Origin of the sequence: Nocardia sp. NPDC023733 (genome assembly GCF_040639775.1) — a bacterium.
Classification (GTDB): Bacteria; Actinomycetota; Actinomycetes; order Mycobacteriales; family Mycobacteriaceae; genus Nocardia; species Nocardia rosealba.
In genome coordinates, this window is the sequence record NZ_JBFAAN010000001.1 from 994,424 (window position 1) to 1,014,868 (window position 20,445).

The 20,445-nt window shown below is 69.8% G+C and carries 20 protein-coding genes; 13 read left to right on the top strand and 7 right to left on the bottom strand.

Features of this window, described 5'->3' with window-relative positions:
- The first annotated feature begins 47 nt into the window (after window positions 1-47).
- The 8 genes from AB0F86_RS04520 (at window position 48) to AB0F86_RS04555 (ending at window position 8,452) form a co-directional block, all read left to right on the top strand.
- The gene (locus AB0F86_RS04520; RefSeq protein WP_356981971.1) at window positions 48-410 is read left to right on the top strand and encodes a VOC family protein; all 363 of its coding nucleotides are present in this window, start codon (window positions 48-50) and stop codon (window positions 408-410) included.
- A gap of 65 nt (window positions 411-475) precedes the next feature.
- Window positions 476-1,471 carry a YafY family protein gene (locus tag AB0F86_RS04525; protein WP_084456314.1) on the top strand — a complete coding sequence of 332 codons (996 nt, stop codon included), beginning with the start codon at window positions 476-478 and terminating at the stop codon, window positions 1,469-1,471.
- Window positions 1,468-2,445 (top strand): YafY family protein, encoded by a 978-nt coding sequence (locus AB0F86_RS04530; protein WP_356981973.1) that lies wholly within the window; start codon window positions 1,468-1,470, stop codon window positions 2,443-2,445. The genes AB0F86_RS04525 and AB0F86_RS04530 overlap by 4 nt, the downstream gene beginning before the upstream one ends.
- Window positions 2,442-3,470, top strand: a complete 1,029-nt coding sequence (locus AB0F86_RS04535) for a 2-dehydropantoate 2-reductase (protein ID WP_181696417.1) — start codon at window positions 2,442-2,444, stop codon at window positions 3,468-3,470. The genes AB0F86_RS04530 and AB0F86_RS04535 overlap by 4 nt, the downstream gene beginning before the upstream one ends.
- A 92-nt stretch (window positions 3,471-3,562) precedes the next feature.
- Complete coding sequence (gene tatA, locus AB0F86_RS04540) at window positions 3,563-3,829, top strand: Sec-independent protein translocase subunit TatA (RefSeq protein WP_067492102.1); 267 nt, start codon at window positions 3,563-3,565, stop codon at window positions 3,827-3,829.
- A gap of 95 nt (window positions 3,830-3,924) precedes the next feature.
- Window positions 3,925-4,878 carry a twin-arginine translocase subunit TatC gene (gene tatC, locus AB0F86_RS04545; RefSeq protein ID WP_181696416.1) on the top strand — a complete coding sequence of 318 codons (954 nt, stop codon included), beginning with the start codon at window positions 3,925-3,927 and terminating at the stop codon, window positions 4,876-4,878.
- A 3-nt stretch (window positions 4,879-4,881) separates the two neighbouring features.
- On the top strand, window positions 4,882-7,584 hold the full coding sequence (locus tag AB0F86_RS04550) for an RNA helicase (protein WP_356981976.1): 2,703 nt from the start codon (window positions 4,882-4,884) through the stop codon (window positions 7,582-7,584).
- Between the two features lie 88 nt (window positions 7,585-7,672).
- Window positions 7,673-8,452, top strand: coding sequence for a DUF4333 domain-containing protein (locus AB0F86_RS04555; RefSeq protein ID WP_181696414.1), 780 nt, complete (start codon window positions 7,673-7,675; stop codon window positions 8,450-8,452).
- Window positions 8,453-8,531: 79 nt separating this feature from the next.
- Here the strand turns inward: AB0F86_RS04555 and AB0F86_RS04560 are convergent, their stop codons facing one another.
- Window positions 8,532-9,506, bottom strand: a complete 975-nt coding sequence (locus tag AB0F86_RS04560; protein WP_356981978.1) for a 5'-3' exonuclease — start codon at window positions 9,504-9,506, stop codon at window positions 8,532-8,534.
- 151 nt (window positions 9,507-9,657) lie between these two features.
- Between AB0F86_RS04560 and AB0F86_RS04565 the strand changes: the two genes are divergently transcribed.
- Window positions 9,658-10,785 carry a Xaa-Pro peptidase family protein gene (locus AB0F86_RS04565; protein WP_356981980.1) on the top strand — a complete coding sequence of 376 codons (1,128 nt, stop codon included), beginning with the start codon at window positions 9,658-9,660 and terminating at the stop codon, window positions 10,783-10,785.
- A gap of 11 nt (window positions 10,786-10,796) precedes the next feature.
- Here AB0F86_RS04565 and AB0F86_RS04570 read toward each other — a convergent pair whose 3' ends face one another.
- Entirely contained in the window at window positions 10,797-11,195 is a 399-nt protein-coding gene (locus AB0F86_RS04570; protein ID WP_356981981.1) for a PPOX class F420-dependent oxidoreductase, read from the bottom strand.
- A 265-nt stretch (window positions 11,196-11,460) separates the two neighbouring features.
- Here AB0F86_RS04570 and AB0F86_RS04575 point away from each other — a divergent pair, with 265 nt between their 5' ends.
- From AB0F86_RS04575 to AB0F86_RS04585, 3 genes are all read left to right on the top strand, one after another.
- Entirely contained in the window at window positions 11,461-12,216 is a 756-nt protein-coding gene (locus AB0F86_RS04575) for an SDR family NAD(P)-dependent oxidoreductase (RefSeq protein ID WP_356981983.1), read from the top strand.
- Between the two features lie 202 nt (window positions 12,217-12,418).
- Window positions 12,419-13,654, top strand: coding sequence for a precorrin-6y C5,15-methyltransferase (decarboxylating) subunit CbiE (cbiE, locus tag AB0F86_RS04580; protein ID WP_356981984.1), 1,236 nt, complete (start codon window positions 12,419-12,421; stop codon window positions 13,652-13,654).
- A 503-nt stretch (window positions 13,655-14,157) separates the two neighbouring features.
- Entirely contained in the window at window positions 14,158-14,910 is a 753-nt protein-coding gene (locus AB0F86_RS04585; RefSeq protein ID WP_356983725.1) for a cobalt-precorrin-6A reductase, read from the top strand.
- Between the two features lie 2 nt (window positions 14,911-14,912).
- Here AB0F86_RS04585 and AB0F86_RS04590 read toward each other — a convergent pair whose 3' ends face one another.
- The 4 genes from AB0F86_RS04590 to AB0F86_RS04605 all read right to left on the bottom strand — a co-directional run bounded on the left by AB0F86_RS04590 (window position 14,913) and on the right by AB0F86_RS04605 (window position 18,236).
- Complete coding sequence (locus AB0F86_RS04590) at window positions 14,913-15,455, bottom strand: PadR family transcriptional regulator (RefSeq protein WP_181696409.1); 543 nt, start codon at window positions 15,453-15,455, stop codon at window positions 14,913-14,915.
- 93 nt (window positions 15,456-15,548) lie between these two features.
- Entirely contained in the window at window positions 15,549-17,117 is a 1,569-nt protein-coding gene (cobJ, locus tag AB0F86_RS04595) for a precorrin-3B C(17)-methyltransferase (RefSeq protein WP_356981986.1), read from the bottom strand.
- Window positions 17,114-17,749 (bottom strand): precorrin-8X methylmutase, encoded by a 636-nt coding sequence (locus AB0F86_RS04600; RefSeq protein ID WP_356981987.1) that lies wholly within the window; start codon window positions 17,747-17,749, stop codon window positions 17,114-17,116. Before AB0F86_RS04600 ends, cobJ begins: the two co-directional genes overlap by 4 nt.
- A gap of 49 nt (window positions 17,750-17,798) precedes the next feature.
- Window positions 17,799-18,236 (bottom strand): Lrp/AsnC family transcriptional regulator, encoded by a 438-nt coding sequence (locus AB0F86_RS04605; protein ID WP_181696407.1) that lies wholly within the window; start codon window positions 18,234-18,236, stop codon window positions 17,799-17,801.
- Window positions 18,237-18,365: 129 nt separating this feature from the next.
- Between AB0F86_RS04605 and ddaH the strand changes: the two genes are divergently transcribed.
- The gene (gene ddaH / locus AB0F86_RS04610; RefSeq protein WP_356981989.1) at window positions 18,366-19,226 is read left to right on the top strand and encodes a dimethylargininase; all 861 of its coding nucleotides are present in this window, start codon (window positions 18,366-18,368) and stop codon (window positions 19,224-19,226) included.
- A 36-nt stretch (window positions 19,227-19,262) separates the two neighbouring features.
- Here ddaH and AB0F86_RS04615 read toward each other — a convergent pair whose 3' ends face one another.
- The gene (locus tag AB0F86_RS04615) at window positions 19,263-20,354 is read right to left on the bottom strand and encodes an RNA ligase (ATP) (protein WP_356981991.1); all 1,092 of its coding nucleotides are present in this window, start codon (window positions 20,352-20,354) and stop codon (window positions 19,263-19,265) included.
- Between the last annotated feature and the right edge of the window lie 91 nt (window positions 20,355-20,445).

Consider the following 20,445-nt stretch of genomic DNA (forward strand, 5'->3'; position numbering starts at 1 on the left):
CACGCTCGGAGGACAGGTACTTCTCGCCATCGATGCAGGAGGTATGGATGAAGCTGGCCGCCGTCACGATCGACTGTCCCGACCCGGATGCGCTCGCCGAGTTCTACGCGCGGGCCACCGGCTTCGAGCGCAGCCCCGACTCCGATCCCGAGTACATCGAGCTGACCGGCCCGAACGGAGTGTCACTCGGCTTCGAGCGCGTCGCCGACTACCGCCCACCACAGTGGCCGGGACAGCAGACACCGCAGCAGTGCCACCTCGATTTCGCGGTCCCGAACCTAGACGAAGGTGAAGCCCGGCTGCTGACGCTCGGCGCCACCAAAGCCGAGGTGCAACCGGAACCGGATCGGTGGCGTGTCCTCATCGATCCGGCGGGGCACCCGTTCTGCTTGGTGATCGACGGCGCCTGAGGCGGGTCGACGGCAATCGTGCGCCGACGCGCGAGCCGACGCCCTCGACCATTACCCTCTATCGAGTGGCGATATCCAAGGTCGAGCGGCTGATGAATCTGGTCATCGCGCTGTTGTCGACCCGGCAGTTCCTGAGCGCGGAACGTATCCGTGACAGCGTGGCAGGTTACGAGGAGTCCGCGACCGACGAGGCGTTCAGCCGGATGTTCGAGCGCGACAAGAACGAACTCCGCGACCTCGGCATCCCGCTGGAAGTGGGTCCGGTCGGTCGCTTCTCGACGCTGGAGGGCTACCGGATCAATCGCGACGCCTACGAACTGCCCGATATCGACCTGTCCAGCGAGGAGGCCGCCGCCGTCGCGGTCGCCGTGCAGATGTGGGCGTCGCCGGAACTGGCCGGTGCCGCCGAAGGCGCTTTGCTGAAGCTGCGGGCGGCCGGCGTCACCGTGGAAACCGACAACGTGGGCGTTTCGGTGCCCGCGGTGCCCGCCCGCACCCGTGGTTCCGAACCGGTGCTGCGCGAACTGCTCGCCGCCATCGACGCGGGGCAGGCGGTGCGGTTCGGGCACCACAGCGCCGTCACCGACCCGTTCGTCACCCGAGATGTCGAACCGTGGGGTGTCGTCACCCGCCACGGTCGCTGGTACCTGGTCGGCCACGACCGGGAACGCGACGCGGTGCGCACCTTCCGGCTCTCGCGGATCGGGGGCGAGGTGAAGGCGTACGGGCCGGTCAACGCGGTCCACAAACCGGCCGACGCCGACCTGCGCGCCATCGTCGACCGGGTCACCGGCGACGCGCCCGTCACCGGGACGGCCACCGTCTGGGTCGCCAAGGGCCGCGGCCGCGAACTGCGCCGCATCGGCACCGAAGTCGACACCCGTGACCTCGGCGGTCGCCCGGGCTCGGTGCTCGAGGTCCCGGTGCGCTCACGCGACTGGGTGGCCCGGCTCATCACCGGCCTCGGCCCCGATGTGCTGGTGCTCGATCCACCGGAATTGCGCGCCGACGTGATGAACCGGCTACGGTCGGTACTGGACCACACGGAGGTGACATCGTGAGTTCGCGCCTGTCCCTACGACTTTCACGCCTGCTGAACATGGTGCCCTACCTGCTCGCGCACCCCGGCATCAGCGCCGCCGAGGCCGCCGCCGAACTGGGCGTCACCACCAAGCAGCTGATGAGCGACCTCAATCAGCTGTGGATGTGCGGGCTGCCGGGTTACGGCCCCGGCGACCTCATCGACCTGTCGTTCTCCGAGGAGAGCATCGAGGTCACCTTCTCGGCCGGCATCGAACGCCCGCTGCGCCTGACCTCCACCGAGGCCACCGCGCTGCTGGTGGCGCTGCGCTCGATCGTCGAGATGCCGGGCATGGTCGACCCGACCGCCGCGCACGCCGCGATCGCCAAGATCGAATCCGCCATCGCGGGCGGCGATGTCAGTCGCCCGCCCGCGCAGGTGCCCGTCGAACGCCCGGTGGTGGCCACCGTGCGCGCCGCCCTCGCCGACACGCACGCACTGCGCCTGGTCTACTACTCGGCCAGCCGCGACGAGGTCTCCGAACGCGTCGTCGACCCGATCAGGGTCGTGCTGGTCGACAACAACAGCTACCTGCAGGCCTGGTGCCGCCAGGCCGAAGGCGTCCGGCTGTTCCGGTTCGACCGCATCGAGGACGCCACCGAACTCGACGAACCGGCCCGTCCACCGAGTCACGCCGCCGCCGACGCCGCCGCGCTCGACCTGTTCCAGGACGACCCCGACGTTCCGCTGGCCCGCTTACGTATCCGCGCGGACTACGCCTGGGTGCTCGACCAGTACCCGATGCATCGCATCCGGTCGCGCCCCGACGGCAGCATCGAAGCGGGCATGCGATTCGCCTCGGCCGACTGGATGGCACGGTTGCTGCTCGGGTTCGGCACCGGCGTGAGTGCGCTCGGGCCGCCCGAACTGGTCTCGGCGGTGCGTGAGCGCGCCGATGCCGCCCTGGCCGCCTACGCGGCGGCCGGACTGCTGGGGGAGACCGAACCCGCGTGAGTCAGCGAGTCCTCGTCCTCGGCGCGGGTAGCGTCGGGGTTTTCGTCGGTGGTCAGCTGGCCGCGGCGGGTATGGAAGTCATCTTCGTCGGACGTCAGCGGGTCCTCGACGACATCGCCGAACACGGTCTGCGCCTGACCGACCTCGACGGCGGTGCCACCGAAGTCGGCCCCGACCGGTTCGGGCTCGCGCTCGCCCCCGACGAACCCGAACGCGCCGACCTCGTCCTGGTCACCGTGAAATCCGCCGACACCGCCACCGCCGCGCGCGCTGTCGCGGGGCGATTACGCCCGGGCACCCCGGTGGTGAGTCTGCAGAACGGCATCGGCAACGACACCGTCATCCGCGAGATCCTGCCGACCAGTGTGGTCCTGGCGGGCATGGTGATGTTCAACGTGGTGCACCGGGGCGAGGGCCGGTTCCACCGGGCAAGCGACGGTGTCCTCGCCATCCAGGACGACCCGGTCGTCGACCGGTTCGCCGACCGTTTCCGCGAGGCGGGCCTGCCGCTGCGCCGCCACCGCGACCTGCGGCCCGTCCAGTGGGCCAAACTCCTGCTCAACCTCAACAACCCGATCAACGCGCTGTCGGGCAGACCGCTGCGCGAGGAACTGGCCGACCGCGACTACCGGCGCTGCCTCGCCCTCACCCAGTCCGAAGCCCTCGCGGTGATGAACACTGCGCGAATTCGGCCCGCTCAGCTCACCCCGGTGCCACCGGAACTGATGGTGCATCTGCTGCGCGTCCCCGACTCGCTGTTCCGGCGGGTGTTCGGCCGGGTCCTCGCCATCGACCCGGTGGCGCGGTCATCGATGGCCGACGACCTGGCCCGTGGCAAACGCACCGAAATCGCTTGGCTGTGTGGGGAAATCGTGCGCCTCGGGGAAATGGTCGGGCGGCCGACACCGGTCAACCGCAGACTCGTCGAACTGATCCGGGCCGCCGAATCCGGCGACGAACGACGCTTCAGCGGCAGCCGCCTGTTCGCCGAACTGACCGCCGCCGCACGCGCCGTCGCCCGTTGAACGGGTGGCGAACACCTCCACGGGCGCGGGTCCACGAAACTGCGCGCACAGGTAGCATCGGTAATCACCACAGTCTTTGGAGGTAACTCATCATGGGAACGTTCAGCTGGTCGCACCTGCTGATCATCGCGCTGCTGTTCGTCCTGCTCTTCGGTGCGAAGCGGCTGCCGGACGCGGCGCGCGGTCTCGGCCGGTCGCTGCGGATCTTCAAGAGCGAGGTCGGGCAGATGCAGGCCGAGTCCTCGGCCACCACCACCGCGCCCACCGATGCGGCGCCACAGCAGCAGCTGCCCGCCTCGGCTCCGCAGGTCCAGGCCACCCCGGTCGCGCAGCCGCAGCCGCAGCACAAGACGCTCTGACCCACGCATTCACCCCGGGGCGGTAGCGGCCGCTCCGGGGCGCCGTGCTGTTTGCCGAGCATCCGCCGAACCGAGGGTTAGAGGCCACACCAACCATGCGCATCCCGTTCGATCCACGGCGCAGCAAGCGCAGGACGAATCCCGACGGCACCATGTCGTTGGTCGAGCACCTGCAGGAGCTGCGCACCCGGTTGCTGCTCGCCCTCGCCGCCATCGCGGTCACCACCCTGCTCGGCTTCTTCTGGTATGCCACCCCGCTGTTCGGGCTCGACAGCCTCGGCGAGATCCTGCGCGGCCCCTACTGTGAGCTGCCCGCCTCCGCCCGCGCCACCCTGACGCCCGACGGCGCCTGCCGACTGCTCGCGACCGGCCCGTTCGAACAGTTCATGCTCCGCCTGAAGGTCGGTTTCACCGCCGGTGTGGTGCTGGCCGCGCCGTTCTGGCTGTATCAGCTGTGGGCCTTCATCACCCCCGGCCTCTACGCCAAGGAACGCCGGTACGCCTTCGGGTTCGTCGGGGCCGGTTCGGTCCTTTTCGTCACCGGCGCCGTGCTCGCCTACGTCGTCGTGTCGCATGCCCTGTCGTTCCTGCTCACCATCGGTGACAACGTGCAGATCACCGCGCTCAGCGGTACGCAGTACTTCGGGTTCATCATCCAGCTGCTCATCATCTTCGGTGTCAGCTTCGAGACGCCGCTGATCGTCATCGGGCTCAACCTCGTCGGCGTGCTGCCGTACGTGAAGCTCAAGGCGTGGCGACGGGGCATCGTGTTCGGCCTGTTCGTCTTCGCCGCGATCGTCACCCCGCAGGACCCGTTCTCGATGCTCGCGCTCGCGCTGGCACTGACCGTGCTGTTCGAGCTGGCGGTGCAGTTCGCCCGGTTCAACGACGCGCGCCGGGCCAGGCGTGCGGCCGCCGACGGCCTGGCCGGGCTGTCCGACGACGAGGCCTCGCCGCTGGGCACCCCCGATCCGGTCGCGCCGAGCGGACCCGTCGAGGACGCACGGAAAACAGAGCGACCGGTGTCGGACTACTCCGATACGCTCTGAGATGTGACCGATTCTCCCGCGCGGACCAGCGAGTTGGCGCAGTTCGCCAGCGAAATCTCGTTCGACCTCGACCCCTTCCAGCGCACCGCGTGCGAGGCCTTGGAAGAGGGGCACAGCGTGCTGGTCTGCGCGCCCACCGGTGCGGGTAAGACCATCGTCGGCGAGTTCGCCGTGCATCTGGCGCTCGCCTCGGGCGGCAAGTGCTTCTACACCACGCCGATCAAGGCGCTGTCGAACCAGAAGTTCGCCGACCTCACCGCCCGCTACGGTCGCGACAGCGTCGGCCTGCTCACCGGCGACCAGTCCATCAACCCCGACGCGCCAGTGGTCGTGATGACCACCGAGGTGCTGCGCAACATGCTCTACGCCTCCTCCGACGCGTTGCGCGGGCTGTCGTACGTCGTCATGGACGAGGTGCACTACCTGGCCGACCGCTTCCGCGGCGCGGTGTGGGAGGAGGTGATCCTGCATCTGTCGCCGGATGTGCGCCTGGTGAGCCTGTCGGCGACGGTGTCGAACGCCGAGGAGTTCGGCGCGTGGATGGAGACCGTGCGCGGCGACACCGCGGTGGTGGTCGACGAGACGCGGCCGGTGCCGCTGTGGCAGCACGTGATGGTCGGCAAGCGGATGTTCGACCTGTTCGACACGAAATCCAGCGATCAGAAGGTCGTCGTCGACGAAGACCTGGTCCGGTTCATCCGGCAGCGCGAGGCCAGTGACCGCATGCACGGGTACGGCGGTCCGCGCGGCCGCGGCGCCCGGGGCAATTTCCGGCCGTTGCCGCGCCCGGAGGTGCTGGCCCGCCTCGACGAGGAAGGCTTGCTGCCCGCCATCACCTTCATCTTCAGCCGCGCGGGCTGCGACGGCGCGCTGGCCCAGTGCCTGCGCGCGCGTCTGGACCTGAGCAGGCCGGGCGACGCCGAGGTCGTCGACGAGATCATCGAGAAGCACACCGGCGACCTGCCGAAGGCCGATCTGGAGGTGCTCGGATACTGGGAATGGCGCGAAGCGCTGCAGCGCGGGCTCGCCGCCCACCACGCGGGCATGCTGCCCGCCTTCCGGCACACGGTGGAGGAACTGTTCGTCAAGGGCCTCGTGCGGGCCGTGTTCGCCACCGAGACCCTCGCCCTCGGTATCAATATGCCCGCCCGCACGGTGGTGCTCGAGCGCCTGGTGAAGTTCAACGGCGAGACGCACGCCGAACTCACCCCCGGCGAATACACCCAGCTCACCGGTCGCGCGGGCAGGCGTGGGATCGATATCGAAGGCCACGCCGTGGTGCTGTGGCAACCAGAGGTCGACACCAGCGCGGTCGCCGGTCTGGCCTCCACCCGCACCTACCCGCTGCGCAGTTCCTTCCGGCCCGGCTACAACATGTCGATCAACCTGATCGACCGGATGGGCGCCCAAGACGCCCGCAACCTGCTGGAACGGTCCTTCGCCCAGTTCCAGGCCGACCGCTCGGTGGTCGGACTGGTGCGCGGTATCGAGAAGAACCAGGGCGCGTTGCGCAAGCTGGAGAGCCAGCTCGGCGGCGTCGACGGTGACTTCATGGAGTACCTGTCGCTGCGTGACCGGATCAAGCAGCGCGAGCGCGACATCCAGCAGCAGGGCCGGGCCGACCGGCGCGGCGCTGCCGTGCGTGCGCTGATCGAATTGCGGCGCGGCGATGTGGTCGCGATCCCGTCGGGCAAGCGTGCGGGGCTCGCGGTGATCCTGGAACCCGATCAGACCCCCGGCGACCCGCGTCCCCTCGTGTTGACCGAAGACCATTGGGCCGGAAGGATTTCCGCCGCGGACTTCCCCGTCCCCGCCGAGCCCCTCGGACACATGCGGTTGCCGCGCCGGGTCGACCACCGCACCGCCCGCATCCGCCGCGACCTCGCCTCGGCGCTGCGCGGAACCGGCATCTCGGCACCCGGCCGTGGCAGGCGCAGGCGCAACGACCACACCCGCGCGGGCGAGGACCGTCAGCTGGCCACCCTGCGCCGCAGCCTGCGCGCCCATCCGGCACACAGCAGGCCCGACCGCGAACAGCTCAGCCGCATCGGCGAGCGCTACGCGCGGCTGGCCCGCGAGACCGAGTCGATGCGCCAGAAGGTTGCCGCGACGACGAATTCCCTCGCGCGCACCTTCGACCGCATCGTCGGCCTGCTCGAGGAACGCGGTTTCGTCGAGCACGGTGAAGTGACGCCCGACGGCAGGCGGCTGGCCCGTATTTACGCCGAAAGCGACCTGGTCGTCGCGGAATGCCTGCGGCAGGGGCTGTGGCGCGGGCTCGGTCCCGCCGAGCTCGCCGGAGTGGTGTCCGCGCTGGTGTACGAATCGCGGCAGGAGTCCGGCTTGCTCACCGCGCACGGCCCCACCGATCCCATCCGGCGCGCGGTCGCCGCGACCATCGAAGTGTGGGGACAAGTGCGTGCCGACGAGGCGAGGCACAAGCTGCCGCCCACCCGCGAACCCGATCTGGGATTCGTCAACGGGGTGTACAAGTGGGCGCGCGGTGACGCGTTGGCCGAGGCGTTGCTGGCCAGCGGCGATCAGAGCAGCGTGATGTCGGCGGGCGACTTCGTGCGCTGGTGCAGGCAGGTGATCGACCTGCTCGACCAGATCCACAACACCGCGGACGATATCGAGATCGCGAGTACCGCGGCCAAGGCCGTGCGTGCCGTCCGACGGGGTGTCGTCGCGGTGGACGCCGCGTAGATGTTTCGTCTGTGATTTGATTTCCTGGCGTAGCCGGCCTGGCGCGGGGGGCTACCGTGTGTACAACTATGCGAGTGGAGGCGAGTGGATGAGCGGCCCGTACGGACCGAACGGCCCAGGGGAGGGGAGCAACGATCCCACCCAGCACTGGGGGGGTCAGCAGGGGGCCGGTGGCGCCGGTCCCACCCAGCACTGGGGTGGCGCGGCACAGCCGCCGCAGCAGCCGCCCCAGGGCGCCCAGCCGACCCAGCAGTGGGGTGACCCCAACGCCGGACAGCAACCGCAGCAGCCGTGGGGTCAGCCCCAGCAGCCGCAGCAACCTCAACAGCAGCCCCAGCAGCAGTGGGGCCAGCCGCAGCAGCCCCAGCAGCCGCAGCAGTGGGGCCAGCCGCAGCCGCAGCAGCCGACCGGTCCGCAGCAGCAGTGGGGTCAGACCCAGCCGCCGCCGCAGGACTGGAACGCGCAGCAGCCCGCAGGCGCCCAGCAGTGGGGTCAGCAGCCGCAGCAGCAGTGGGGTCAGCAGCCGCAGCAGTCCCAGCAAGGTCCCGGGGGCAAGGGTAAGAGCAAGGGCCTGATCATCGGCCTCGTCGTGGCCGGCGTGCTGGTGATCGCCGCCGTGATCGGCCTGCTGCTCGTCGTGTTCTCGTCCGACGAGCTCGACCAGTCGGCGGTGCAGGACGGTGTCTCCTCGGTGCTCACCGGCTCCTACGGCATCGCGGATGTCTCCGATGTGTCGTGCCCGTCGGGTCAGAAGGTCGAGGTCGACGCGACCTTCACCTGCGACCTGAAGGTCAGCGGTGAGGACAAGAAGGTCACCGTGAAGATCACGAAGGAAGACGGTACCTACGAGGTCGGCCGCCCCAACTAGGCTGTCGTACTGCGGTTTTCAGCCTACCGCCAGGTGGTTTCCGGGCCGCCCGCTCTGTTTGCGGGCGGCCCGGCGTCGTTCACGCGGTGTGCGCGGCGGCCAGCGCCGTGATCAGCCGGGTGATCGGGCTCTCGGCGTTGTAGGCGGCCGCGAGTTCGCGCAGCCGCTCCGGGTCGGCGGGTGCCGCGGGCAGGGTATCGGGGCCCGACAGCTCCACATCGGCATCGCAGACCACCCGGACCACCGGTGCGGCGGCCTTCAGATAGTCCTGTGCGGCAACGAGTTTGGCCCGCACACCCTTGGCGAGATCGGATGCGGGATCGTCCACGGCGGCCATCAGGGCGTCGAGGGAGCCGAACCGGGAGATGAGCTGGGCGGCGGATTTGTCGCCGATGCCCGCCACACCGGGCAACCCGTCGGAGGCGTCGCCACGCAAAGTGGCCATATCGGCGTACGCGGGCCCCGCGTTCACCACGGGCACACCGTATTTCGCGGACACCTCGGCGGGCCCGTACAGCTCGGCCTTGGCCAGGCCACGGCCCGCGTAGAGCACCCGCACCGGCGGTGCCGGGTCGTCGCGGACCAGTTGCAGCAGGTCGCGGTCGCCGCTGACGACAACCACGGAATCGGTGCGCTCGCGATAGGCCAGGGTGCCGAGGACGTCGTCGGCTTCGAGCCCCTCGGCGCCGCCGGTGGCGATCCCGGCCGCGGCGAGCACGTCCAGGATCATCGGCACCTGCGGGGTGAGGGTGTCGGGAACTTCTTCGGCGCCGGGCGCGGCCGTGCTGCTGGTGTCGAGGCGGTGCGCCTTGTACGACGGCACGAGCGCCACCCGGAACGGCGGGCGCCAGTCCAGGTCCAGCCCGACGACGAGCCTGCTCGGCCGGTGTTTGGTGATCAGCGAGGCGACCATGTCGGTGAAGCCGCGCACCGCGTTCACCGAGCGGCCGTCGGCGCCGCGCAGTTTGTCGGGGATCGCGTAGTAGGCGCGGAACCACAGGCTGGCGCCGTCCAGGATCAACAGGGGTCCACGGGTGCTCTCGGCAACGGTCACCCGGTGATTGTGCCCTGTGGCTCCGACAGGTGAGCGGGATCGGCGCCGCGTCGTCCGATGGCGCCCAGGCCGTGGGCGCGCGGCGCTCGCGATCGCACGTCGTGCGGGCGACTCTGCGCGGGTCGCGGCGCGGCGGGTAACGTCGGAAGCTATGAGCGCGCACACGAATGCCAGGTTCGCGGCGGATGTCTACGGTCAGCGGCTCGAGCGGGCGGTGGAGTTGATGCGCGCGGCGCATCTGGACGCCCTGCTCATTACGCCAGGTCCCGACCTGCGGTATCTCATCGGGTCCGATGCCGAATCGTTCGAACGGCTCACCTGTCTGGTGATCACCGCCGACGGCGCGACTCCGTCGGTCGTCGTGCCGAAGCTCGAGCTCGCCGCGCTGGACGGCTCGGTGGCCGGGGAACTGGGTCTGCGGATCCTCGACTGGGTCGACGGCGTCGACCCGTACCAGCTGGTCCGTTCCACCCTGCACGCCGGTTCCCGCATCGCCGTCGCCGACGCCATGCCCGCCCTGCACCTGATTCCGCTGGCCGAGCAGACCACGGGGCTGCCGTCCTCGGCCACTCCCGTGCTGCGCCAGTCGCGGATGATCAAGGACGAGGCCGAGATCGACGCCTTACGCCGTGCGGGCGCCGCGATCGACCGCGTGCACGCCCGGATGGGCGAGTTCCTGCGGGCGGGCCGCACCGAGGCCGAGGTGTATGCCGATATCGAGGCGGCGATTCGCGAGGAGGGGCACACCGAGGCGGAGTTCGTCATCGTCGGCAGCGGCCCGAACGGCGCCATCCCGCACCACCTCTTCTCCGACCGCGTCATCGAAGAGGGCGACGTGGTGGTGATCGATATCGGCGGACCGGTGACGCCCGGCTACTACTCCGATTCCACCCGCACCTATGTGCTCGGTGAGCCGAGCAAGCAGGTCGCCGAGCGGATGGCGTTGCTCGAGGCGGCGCAGGCGGCGGCGGTGGCCGCCGTGCGACCCGGCGTCACCGCCGAATCCGTCGACGCCGCAGCCCGCACCGTGCTGGCCGACGCGGGTCTGGGCGATGCGTTCGTGCACCGCACCGGACACGGCATCGGCCTGTCGGTGCACGAGGAGCCCTACATCGTGGCGGGCAATGATCTGGTGCTAGAGCCGGGCATGGCGTTCAGCATCGAACCCGGCATCTACTTCCCGGGGCAGTGGGGTGCGCGCATCGAGGACATCGTGGTCGTCACCGAGGACGGCGTGGAGTCCATGAACCAGCGCCCGCACGGCCTGACCGTGTTGTAAACGGCCACAAGCTATTTGAGCGTGCTCGACGACAAAACCCGGCGCACCTGGATCGCGACGACCACGCGCGTGGGGTTCTCGCGCGGCACGCGGTAGCGCTCGGTGTAGCGGCGAACGGCCTCGGCGACATCGTCGGCCTCGGTCAGCACGGTGGTCGGCCCTTCGAGGGTGAGCCACCGCGCCCCGTCGACCTGGCTGACGGCCGCGTAACCACCCCGCGCGGCATTACGGGCCTTCACCGACGCGCCATCGGTGATCACCCGCGCGATGCCGCTGTCCGCGTCCCAGGTGAACCCGACGGCGACGACGTGCGGTGTGCCGTCCGCCCGCAGGGTGGTGAGGGTGGCCAGGTGCCGCTCGGCGACGAACGCGAGGGCGGCGGGGGAGAGCTGTGTGGTCGCGGTGGGCATGTGTTCGACGCTAGCCGGTCACCCCGTGCGCTCGGTCGGCGGGCGCGCGCCCACAACGGCACCCTTTCAGTCAGCGCCGGGCGGTCGGAGGGGTGTTCGCGGGCCTGCCGCTCGAACGGACCGCTGTGCGACACCCGGCCGTTCGGCCGGCTGTCGGTGCCGCGGCCGCGTGTTCGAACAGGATCCGGCGTCGCTTCGCCGGTCGCGGTTCGTAATGGCGGGGAGGCTCGGTGGCGGCGGGAACCCGGGATGACACACTGTGCGCATGGGAGAGCAGCAGGCGAACCGGGGCCCGGTCCTGGTTCTGGGTGGGCGCAGTGAGATCGGGTTGGAAGTCGCGCGCAGGCTGGCGCCGGGCCGGGTGGTGGTCCTCGCCGCCCGCCGCTCCGATGCGCTGGCCGCCGAGGTCGAGCAGGTACGCGCGGCCGGGGCGACCGCGGTGCACACGGTCGAATTCGACGCCGACGACACCGCGACGCACGCCACGCTGCTCGAGAAGATCGCCGCCGAACACGGTGGAATCGGCACGGCCGTCCTGGCATTCGGCGTTCTCGGCGACCAAGCCCGCGCCGAACACGACCCCGACCACGCCGTCGCCGTCGTCCACACCGACTACGTCGCCCAGGTCAGTGTCCTCACCACCCTCGCGAATCTGCTGCGCGCCCAGGGCAGTGGCCAGATCGTGGTGTTCAGCTCCATTGCCGGTGTGCGGGTACGGCGCGCGAACTACGTCTACGGTTCGGCCAAGGCGGGCCTGGACGGTTTCGCCAGCGGCCTCGGTGACGCCCTGCACGGAACTGGTGTCCAGTTGCTGCTGGTCCGATCGGGTTTCGTCATCGGCCGCATGACCGAGGGCATGGACCCCGCGCCCATGGCCAGCACCCCCGACCAGGTCGCCGACGCCGTCGTCCGCGCCTTGAACAAGGGCGCCACCCGGGTCGCCGTCCCCGGCCGCCTAGCGCTGGCCTTCTTCGTCATGCGCCTTCTGCCGCAGTCCATCTGGCGCCGGATGCCACGGTGATTGCCGCCCCGATGGTCCGCTGCGCGCGTGTCGCTTCGGCGCCGGATGCTGCGATGACCTCGGCTTCGATGGCGCGGCGTGCCCGCCCCGGTTCGGCGCCGTATGTCGCGGTGGCTGCCGTCCCGACGGCCCGGCGTGAGCGCATCGACACTGCTCTGCGTGCGACAACAACAGTCCGCTCGCAGACGGGTGGGGTACCCCGATGACTAGTGCGGCGTGGTCGGGTGTCCCGATCCGCGTGGTGGGTATCGGCGCGGACGGGTGGGGTGGCCTGGGGGAGCGGGCCAAAGCGGCAGTCGAGGACAGCGAAGTGGTGTTCGGGTCGCCGCGACAGCTGGCGCTGGTACCGGACGGGAAGTTCGAGCGAATCCCGTGGCCGACACCCCTGCTGCCCGCTCTCCCGGAACTGCTTACGCACCACAGCGGTCGGCGGCTCACCGTGCTCGCCAGCGGCGATCCCATGTTCTACGGCATCGGTGCCACCCTGGCCCGCATCGTCGGACCCGGCGCGCTCGACGTGTACCCGCAACCGTCGTCGGTGTCGCTGGCGTGCGCCCGGCTCGGCTGGCCGCTGGCCGAGACCCCGGTGGTGAGTGTGGTCGCCCGACCGCTCACCACGGTGCTGCCGGAACTGGCCGACCGCCGTCGAATTCTCGTCCTGAGCGAGAACGAATCGACCCCGGCCGCGCTGGCGAAAATGCTGCGCGACAACGGTTTCGGTGCCTCCACGCTCACCGTGCTCGAACAGCTCGGCGGCGAGAACGAATGCCTGCGTACCGGCACGGCCGACGGCTGGCAGCAGCCCCCGGGTGACCCGCTCAACCTCTGTGCCGTCGACTGCGTGGCCGACCCGCATCACCCGCGCCGCACGAGAATGCCTGGCCTGCGCGACGATTCGTTCACCGGCGACGGCCAGCTCACCAAAGCCGAGGTCCGCGCACTCACCGTCAGCGCCCTCGCCCCGGCACCCGGCGAACTGCTGTGGGATGTCGGCGGCGGTTCGGGCACCATCGCGATCGAATGGTGCCGTACCCACCCGGCGTGCCGCGCGGTCACCTATGAACGCCTGCCCGCCCGTCGCGATCAGATCGCCACCAACGCGCACGCGCTCGGTGTGCCCGGCATCGCGGTGCGCGGCACGTTCCCCGACACCCGCACCGACTCCCCGGCGCCCGACGCGATCTTCCTGGGCGGCGGACTCACCCAGGACGGCGTTTTCGACGCCTGCTGGCAACGCCTGCGGCCCGGCGGCCGCCTGGTGGCCAATGCGGTGACCGCGGAGTCGGAAACGCTGCTGCTGGCCTGGTGCGCGCGCCACGGTGGCACCCTGCGCAAATTCCAGATCTACCGAGGTGAACCGCTCGGCGGGTTCACGGCGTGGCGGCCGCAGCTTCCCGTCGCGCAGTGGATCGTCGTCAAACCGCGCGCAAATTCCTGACGAGTCACCCGTCGTCTCGCATAACGATGTGCCGGGGTGTGCGCCCCGAATTTGCTCCTTTTCGGGTAGCAGGCCGATGCGACTGTTCAGTCCACACGTGGTCTCGCGCGCCACCGGCCGAACATCGCTCGCACGCGGCGTATGTCTTCGATGGCATCGAGATGCTGGGCAATCGCCCAGTGTGGCTACCGGACTCGAAACCGATGTCGGGCTCGCCGGTGCGCCCGCACCACCGACCCGGGCGTGGGCGGCGAACGTGCTGGTCAACCGTCCATGTCGACACTGTGCCGATCACGGTCAGATCACGGTCAGATCACGGCCGAACGGTGAGTGCATCTGCAAGCTCATCCAGAAAGTTATGCGCCGAAGGTGTAACACTTCCCCAACGGGGGTATGGTCGGGCGCGGCCCGGGCAAAACTCGGAGCCTCGATTTCGATGGACGGAGTTGTATGCGGTGCACCAGGTCGACCACCCCTGACCGGGACGACGTCAGCGGGCAGTCCTGAGAGTTCTGATCCTCGGCGGTACGGGCGAGGCTCGTGAGCTGGCGAACCTGGCGTCCGGTGAGCGTGGAGTCGACATCGTCTCCTCGCTGGCGGGACGTGTCGCCAACCCGCGATTGCCGGTCGGTCCGGTGCGCATCGGCGGATTCGGTGGTGTCGAGGGCCTCCGAACCTGGCTACGCGAGAACCGTATCGATGCCGTCGTGGATGCCACCCACCCCTTCGCGGCCCAGGTCAGTACCCATGCGGCGACCGCGGCCGCCGACCTCGGCCTGCCCGCGCTGCACCTGCGCCGCCCCGAATGGGTGCCGCGCCGGGGCGATCTGTGGACGCGGGTACCCGATCTCGCCGGGGCAGCCTCCGCCCTGGCCGACCGGGGCGAGAATGTGCTGCTCACCATCGGCCGCCAAGGTGTCGGCGCCTTCGAGGGCTGTCGCAGGCAGCGTTTCGTCATCCGATCGATCGACGCGCCGACCGCCCCGCTGCCACCGCGCTACGAATTGCTGCTCGCGCGTGGGCCGTTCACCTTCGACGAGGAACTGGTGCTGATGTCGCGTCATCGCATCGACGTCCTGGTCACCAAGAACAGTGGCGGTGCGCAGACCGAGGCGAAGATCGCCGCGGCGCGCACGGCCGGCGTGCCGGTCGTCATGATCGAACGCCCACCCCTGCCCGCGGGCGCGAACGTCGTCGACGGGGTCGGCGCCGCCCTCGACTGGTTGCGGCTCGCGACCGCGCACAGCGTTTCCTGAGCTCAGCGCGGCGGTTGCCCGGCAAAGACGGCGGGCAGCTGGTCGAACCACTGCAGCACCGCGCGCTCGTAGGCGATCCCGAATTCGAGAGTGGCGCGCTGATGCGGCGCCAGCGCGGTCGCGTCCTCGTCGAGATAGCGGTCGAGCCGGTCCTGGTGGATGTTGCGGTTGGCGGTGATGATCCGGTCGCGGTGCGTGGGATCGAGATGCTCGCCGAACGACAGGGTGAGCAGCAACGGCACCCGGATCGTCTCGGCACCGGGATCGCGGGCGATCCATTCGGCGAACGCCTCCCGCCCGGTGTCGGTGATCCGGTAGGGAATGCGCTCTCGCGCACCCCGTTCACCCTTGGTCACCAGGCCCGCGGTGTCCATCGTGGCGAGTTCGCGGTAGACCTGGCTCTGGGTGATGGTCCAGAAGTCGCCGATGCGTTGCTGGGCGAGAGTCGCCAGGTCCCAGCCCGACATCGGACCCTCGTGCAGGAACCCCAGCAGCGAAGCCGCGGTGGAGTTCAGTGGGCGGCGGCGGGTCGCGGTGTCGGTCAACGGTCAACTCCCTTCGAACTACATTCCTATGTGGAATGTTAGGCCAGTGTGGGGGTCGCGCCAAGGTTGCCCGTGTCGCGGCGTGTCGTGGGTCTAGGCGTTCTCGTAGCGGCGCGCCGTGAAAACGCGGGTCCCCTCGGGCGTGTCGAAGGCCGTCGTGGTGGAGGCGCCGATGATGAGCAGCGTGCGCATGTCGACCTCGTCGGGGTTCAGGTCGGCGAGGGTCACCACCCGCACCGATTCCGTCGGGCCACCGACATCGCGACCGAGCACCACCGGCGTCTCCGGGTCACGATGGGTCAGCAGGATGTCGCGCATCGCGCCCACCTGCCAACGTCGCTGCGTGGAGGCAGGGTTGTAGATCGCGATCGCCATATCGGCCGCCGCGACGGCCGAAAGGCGTTGCGCCACAACCTCCCACGGCTTGAGCCGATCGGAGAGCGAGATCATCGCGTAGTCGTGGCCCAGCGGCGCGCCCACCCGGCTCGCCACCGCGTTGGCCGCCGTCAGCCCCGGCAACACCCGCACCCGCACATCCTTGAACTGCGGTTCGGCCGATACCTCGAGCACCGCCGAGGCCATCGCGAACACCCCCGGATCACCGGAGGACACCACGGCGACCCGCGCACCACGCTTGGCCAGATCGAGTGCCATCGCGGCGCGCTCCGACTCGACCTTGTTGTCGCTGGCGTGCCTGCGCTGGCCGACCCGCTCGGGGACACGGTTGATGTAGGTGGTGTAGCCGACGAGATCGGTCGCCTCGTCCAAGGCGGCAGTGACCTCCGGGGTGGTCCAGTCCGCAGCGCCGGGACCGAGGCCGACGACCACGACTTCGCCTGCGGCACCTGCCGATTCACCGTCCGCAGCATTGCTGGTCGTCGGCTCCGACGTGTTCGTCGGTGCCCCGCGGTGCTGTCCGCCGACGAGGGCCGCGACCCCGGTGGTCGGGGTGGGTCCGGGAACCAGCGTGATCGAGAAGTAGGGCACATCGGCCTCGTCGACATCGGCGGCCGCGAGTACCCGCTGGCGGGTGCTGCTCGCGCGTTCGACGTAGTAGGCGTCGTCGAGCCGACCGGCGTCGGCGAGCGCCCGGCGCACACCGGGGAAGGTGCGTCCCAGCTTCATGATCGCGGCGGCGTCGGTCTCGCGCAGCCGCTCGGTGAGTTCGTCGACGGGCATGGTGCCGGGCAGCACCGTGAGCACCTGCTCGCCTTCTACCAGGGGTGTGCCGAGCGCCGCCGAGGCCGCGCTCACCGAGGTGATGCCGGGGACGATCTCGGCGTGGAACCGGTCGGCCAGGCGGCGGTGCATGTGCATGTACGAGGAGTAGAACAGCGGGTCACCGGCCGCGAGCAGGGCGACATCGCGTCCGGCGGCGAGGTGGGCGGCCAGCCGGGCGGCGGCCTGCTCGTAGAACTCGTCGATCGCGCCCTGGTACCCGCCGGGGTGGTCGGTGGTCTCGGTGGTCACGGGGTAGACGAGGTGCTCTTCGATCTGGCCCGGCCGCATGTACGGCTCGGCGATACCTCGGGAGATGCTTCGCCCGTGCCTGGCGCTGTGGAAGGCCACCACGTCGGCCGCGCCGATGAGCCGGGCCGCTTTCACCGTCACCAGTTCGGGGTCGCCGGGGCCGAGGCCGATGCCCCAGAGTGTGCCGCTCATTCCTGTTCGCTCGCAATCGCGTTCAGCGCCGACGCGGTGATGGCGCTGCCGCCCCGCCTGCCACGCACGGTGAGATATTCGACGCCGCCGAAGTCGATCAGCGCCTGCTTGGATTCGGCCGCCCCGATGAAACCGACGGGGATGCCGATGATCGCGGCGGGTCGCGGCGCGCCTGCGTCGAGCATGTCGAGCAGGTGGAACAGCGCGGTCGGGGCGTTGCCGATGGCGACCACCGCGCCGTCGAGTTCGGCGCGCAGCAGCTCGAGCGCGGCGACCGAACGGGTGTTGCCCATGCTCGCGGCCAGCTCGGGCACCCGGGGGTCGGTGAGGTTGCACAGCACCGGGTTGTCGGCGGGCAGCCGCTTACGGGTGACGCCCGAGGCGACCATATTGGCGTCGCAGATGATCGGTTTGCCCGCCCGCAACGCGGCGCGCGCGGCCGTGACCACACCGGGGGTGTAGGCGATGTCGCCCGCCAGGTCGACCTGTCCGCACCCGTGGATCATCCGCACCACCACGCGCTCGACATCGGCGGGGAAACCGGCGAGGTCGGCTTCGGCGCGGATGGTCGCGAACGAGCGCCGATAGATCTCGGCCCCGTCGGTGAGGTAGCTGGTGCGCACGTCGGACATGCGCACAACCCTAGAACCTGGCCGCGACGTGGTGTTCGGCGCGGTCGGCTCAGGTGCGCGGGCGCTCGAGGATGCGCGACATCACCAGCGAACTCCTGGTGCGCCCGACGCGCGCGTTCTCCCTGATCCGCTCCACGGTCACCTCGATCTCGGCCATGTCGGTGGCCATCACGTGCACCAGCGCGTCGGCTTCGCCCGCGATGGTGCACACTCCGACGACCTGCGGGATCGGTTCCAGTGTCCGGCGCAGTTCGGCGGGGGAGATGTTGTCGCGGTAGTACACCTCCACGTAGGCCTCGGTGGTCCAGCCGAGGGCGACCGGATTGACCAGGGCGGTGAATCCGGTGATCTGCCCACCCGCCACCATCTTGTCCACCCGCCGCTTCACCGCGGGCGCCGACAATCCGACGATCGAGCCGATCTCGCCGAAGGTGGCACGTGCGTTCTTCAGCAGGGCGGCGAGAATGCGGCGGTCGATGTCGTCCATGAGGATCCTCTCACGCAATGGATCACCATTTTCCCATCGATACGCGCAATGGATCGGTGTTCCCCGCGCAACGTGACGACATTTACCGTCGAGACGTCGATTCGCGCCGCGCAGCCACCGGGAGTCCTGATGACCGCCGTTCTTCCCCTTCCCTCCTCGACTCCGGCGCGGGTGGCCACCCCGCGCCGCTTCGTGATGTGCCGACCCGACCACTTCGAGGTCACCTACGCGATCAATCCGTGGATGGATCCGGCAGCGCCGGTGGACCGCGCGCGGGCGCTGTCGCAGTGGGAGATCCTGCGCGCACTGCTCGAACAGCACGGGCATTCGGTGGAGACCGTGCCGGGTGAGCCGGGCCTGCCCGACATGGTGTTCGCCGCCAACAGCGCGATCGTGATCGGCGGTCGCGCGTTGTCGGCCCGCTTCGCCCATCCCGAGCGGCAACCGGAGGGCCCGGCGTTTCACCGGTGGTTCGCGGCGCGGGAGCTACGCGAGCTGGCGGTGGCGGCCGAAACCAACGAGGGGGAGGGCGATTTCGCGTTCGCGGGCGACCGGATCCTGGCAGGCACGGGATTCCGCTGCACGGCGCCCGCCCACGCCGAGGCCGAACGGTTCTTCGGCCTGCCCGTGCTGTCGCTCGAGCTGATCGATCCGCGCTTCTATCACCTCGACACCGCGCTGATGTGCCTCGACGAGACCACCATCGCCTATTACCCAGGGGCCTTCAGCCCGCAGGCCCGCGAGGCCCTGGCCGTCCATTACCCGGATGCGATCCTGGCCACCGAGGCCGATGCCCTGTCCTTCGGCCTCAACGGGGTGAGCGACGGCCGCCACGTCTTCCTCGACCCGGGAGCGACCGGTCTGATCGCCGCCCTGCGCGAGCGGGGTTTCGAACCGGTCCCGGTCGACATGTCCGAGCTGCGCAAAGGTGGTGGCGGCGTGAAGTGCTGCGTCCTCGAACTGCACACACCCCGCGAACCCCGACCCTGAGCCGGCCGGGGAGGCTGGGTTCCCCGGCCGACCCGGTCATTCGAACTCGGTGCCGCCGTCGCGCAGCAGGTACGCGTCGGAGACGATCTTGCCGATGGCGCGGCCGCCGAGCACGGGCGAGTACCGCTCGCTCGCGGCACGAACCACCAGCCCCTCGCGGATATTGCCGCCCGTCCCGCTGACGGTCTCGGTGCCCTCGGCCAGCTTCAGCAACATCTCCGCGTCGTAGGGGCCTTCGTACAGGACCGGTACGCGCGGTATCTCGAGGCCGAGTTCGCCGAGCAGCGAGCCGATCTCGTGGTGGTCGAGCCAGCGCACCGGCGCCCCCGTCTGCTCGACCGCGAGGTCGAACAGGGCGAAACCGAGTGTGTCGTCCTGCGCGGCCGACGCACCGTAGTGCAGGTCCTGCACCCCGGACCCGAACACCTCACCGAAGAGTCCGACCCGGTCGGCGTCGAGGGCATGGGCGAGCCTGCGGGCGGCCTCGTCGAGCCGATGGCTGTGCACCGCCCGCCAGTACAGGTTGCCCTCGGTGCGGATCAGTGCCTGCGACCGTCCACCAATGCCCTTGGACGACACAAGGACCCGATCCTCGGCACGCAGATGGGTGAGCAGAAAAGCGGTGCCGTGGATCTTCTCCGTCGCCACCACCGGCTCGCCCTCGGTGAAGATATCGGGAAACCGCTTGATGTTCTCCACATCGATCCAGCGCAGCAGGTCCGGTGCGGGTTCCACTTGTCCCGACATCGAAACCGGTACCGGCGGCGCCCATTTGGTCACGCCGAGCTCGGCGGCGAAGTCGGTGCGCGCCTCGGCCGCCGCCGCGAGATCCGTGCCCGACAGCGCGCTCGGCGTGCAGACGATGCCCTGGGACACTTCACCGCGCAACCGCACCGCCTTCACCCGATTGCGTTGCGCCCCGGCCAATTTGCCGGTGAGACCCAGCTCGACGATCAGCGGGTCCGGAACGATCGCCTGTTCCGGGATGTAGACGGCGTGGTCGCCGGTGACGAACTGTCCCTTGGCGACGACGGCCCGGTACAGCCCGACCTGGGCCAGCTCCAGCCGGTCGGCGTTCGGGTGTGGGACGACGACGAGCCGCTCGGCCGTCACTCGCAGTGTGGACATGGGAACCCCCTCGTTTCGAGGAGGTCAGCGTAGGGCCGTCCCGATCACGGAGTCGAGCGGTTTTCGCGCGGGATGCACCTGCGCGGACGGC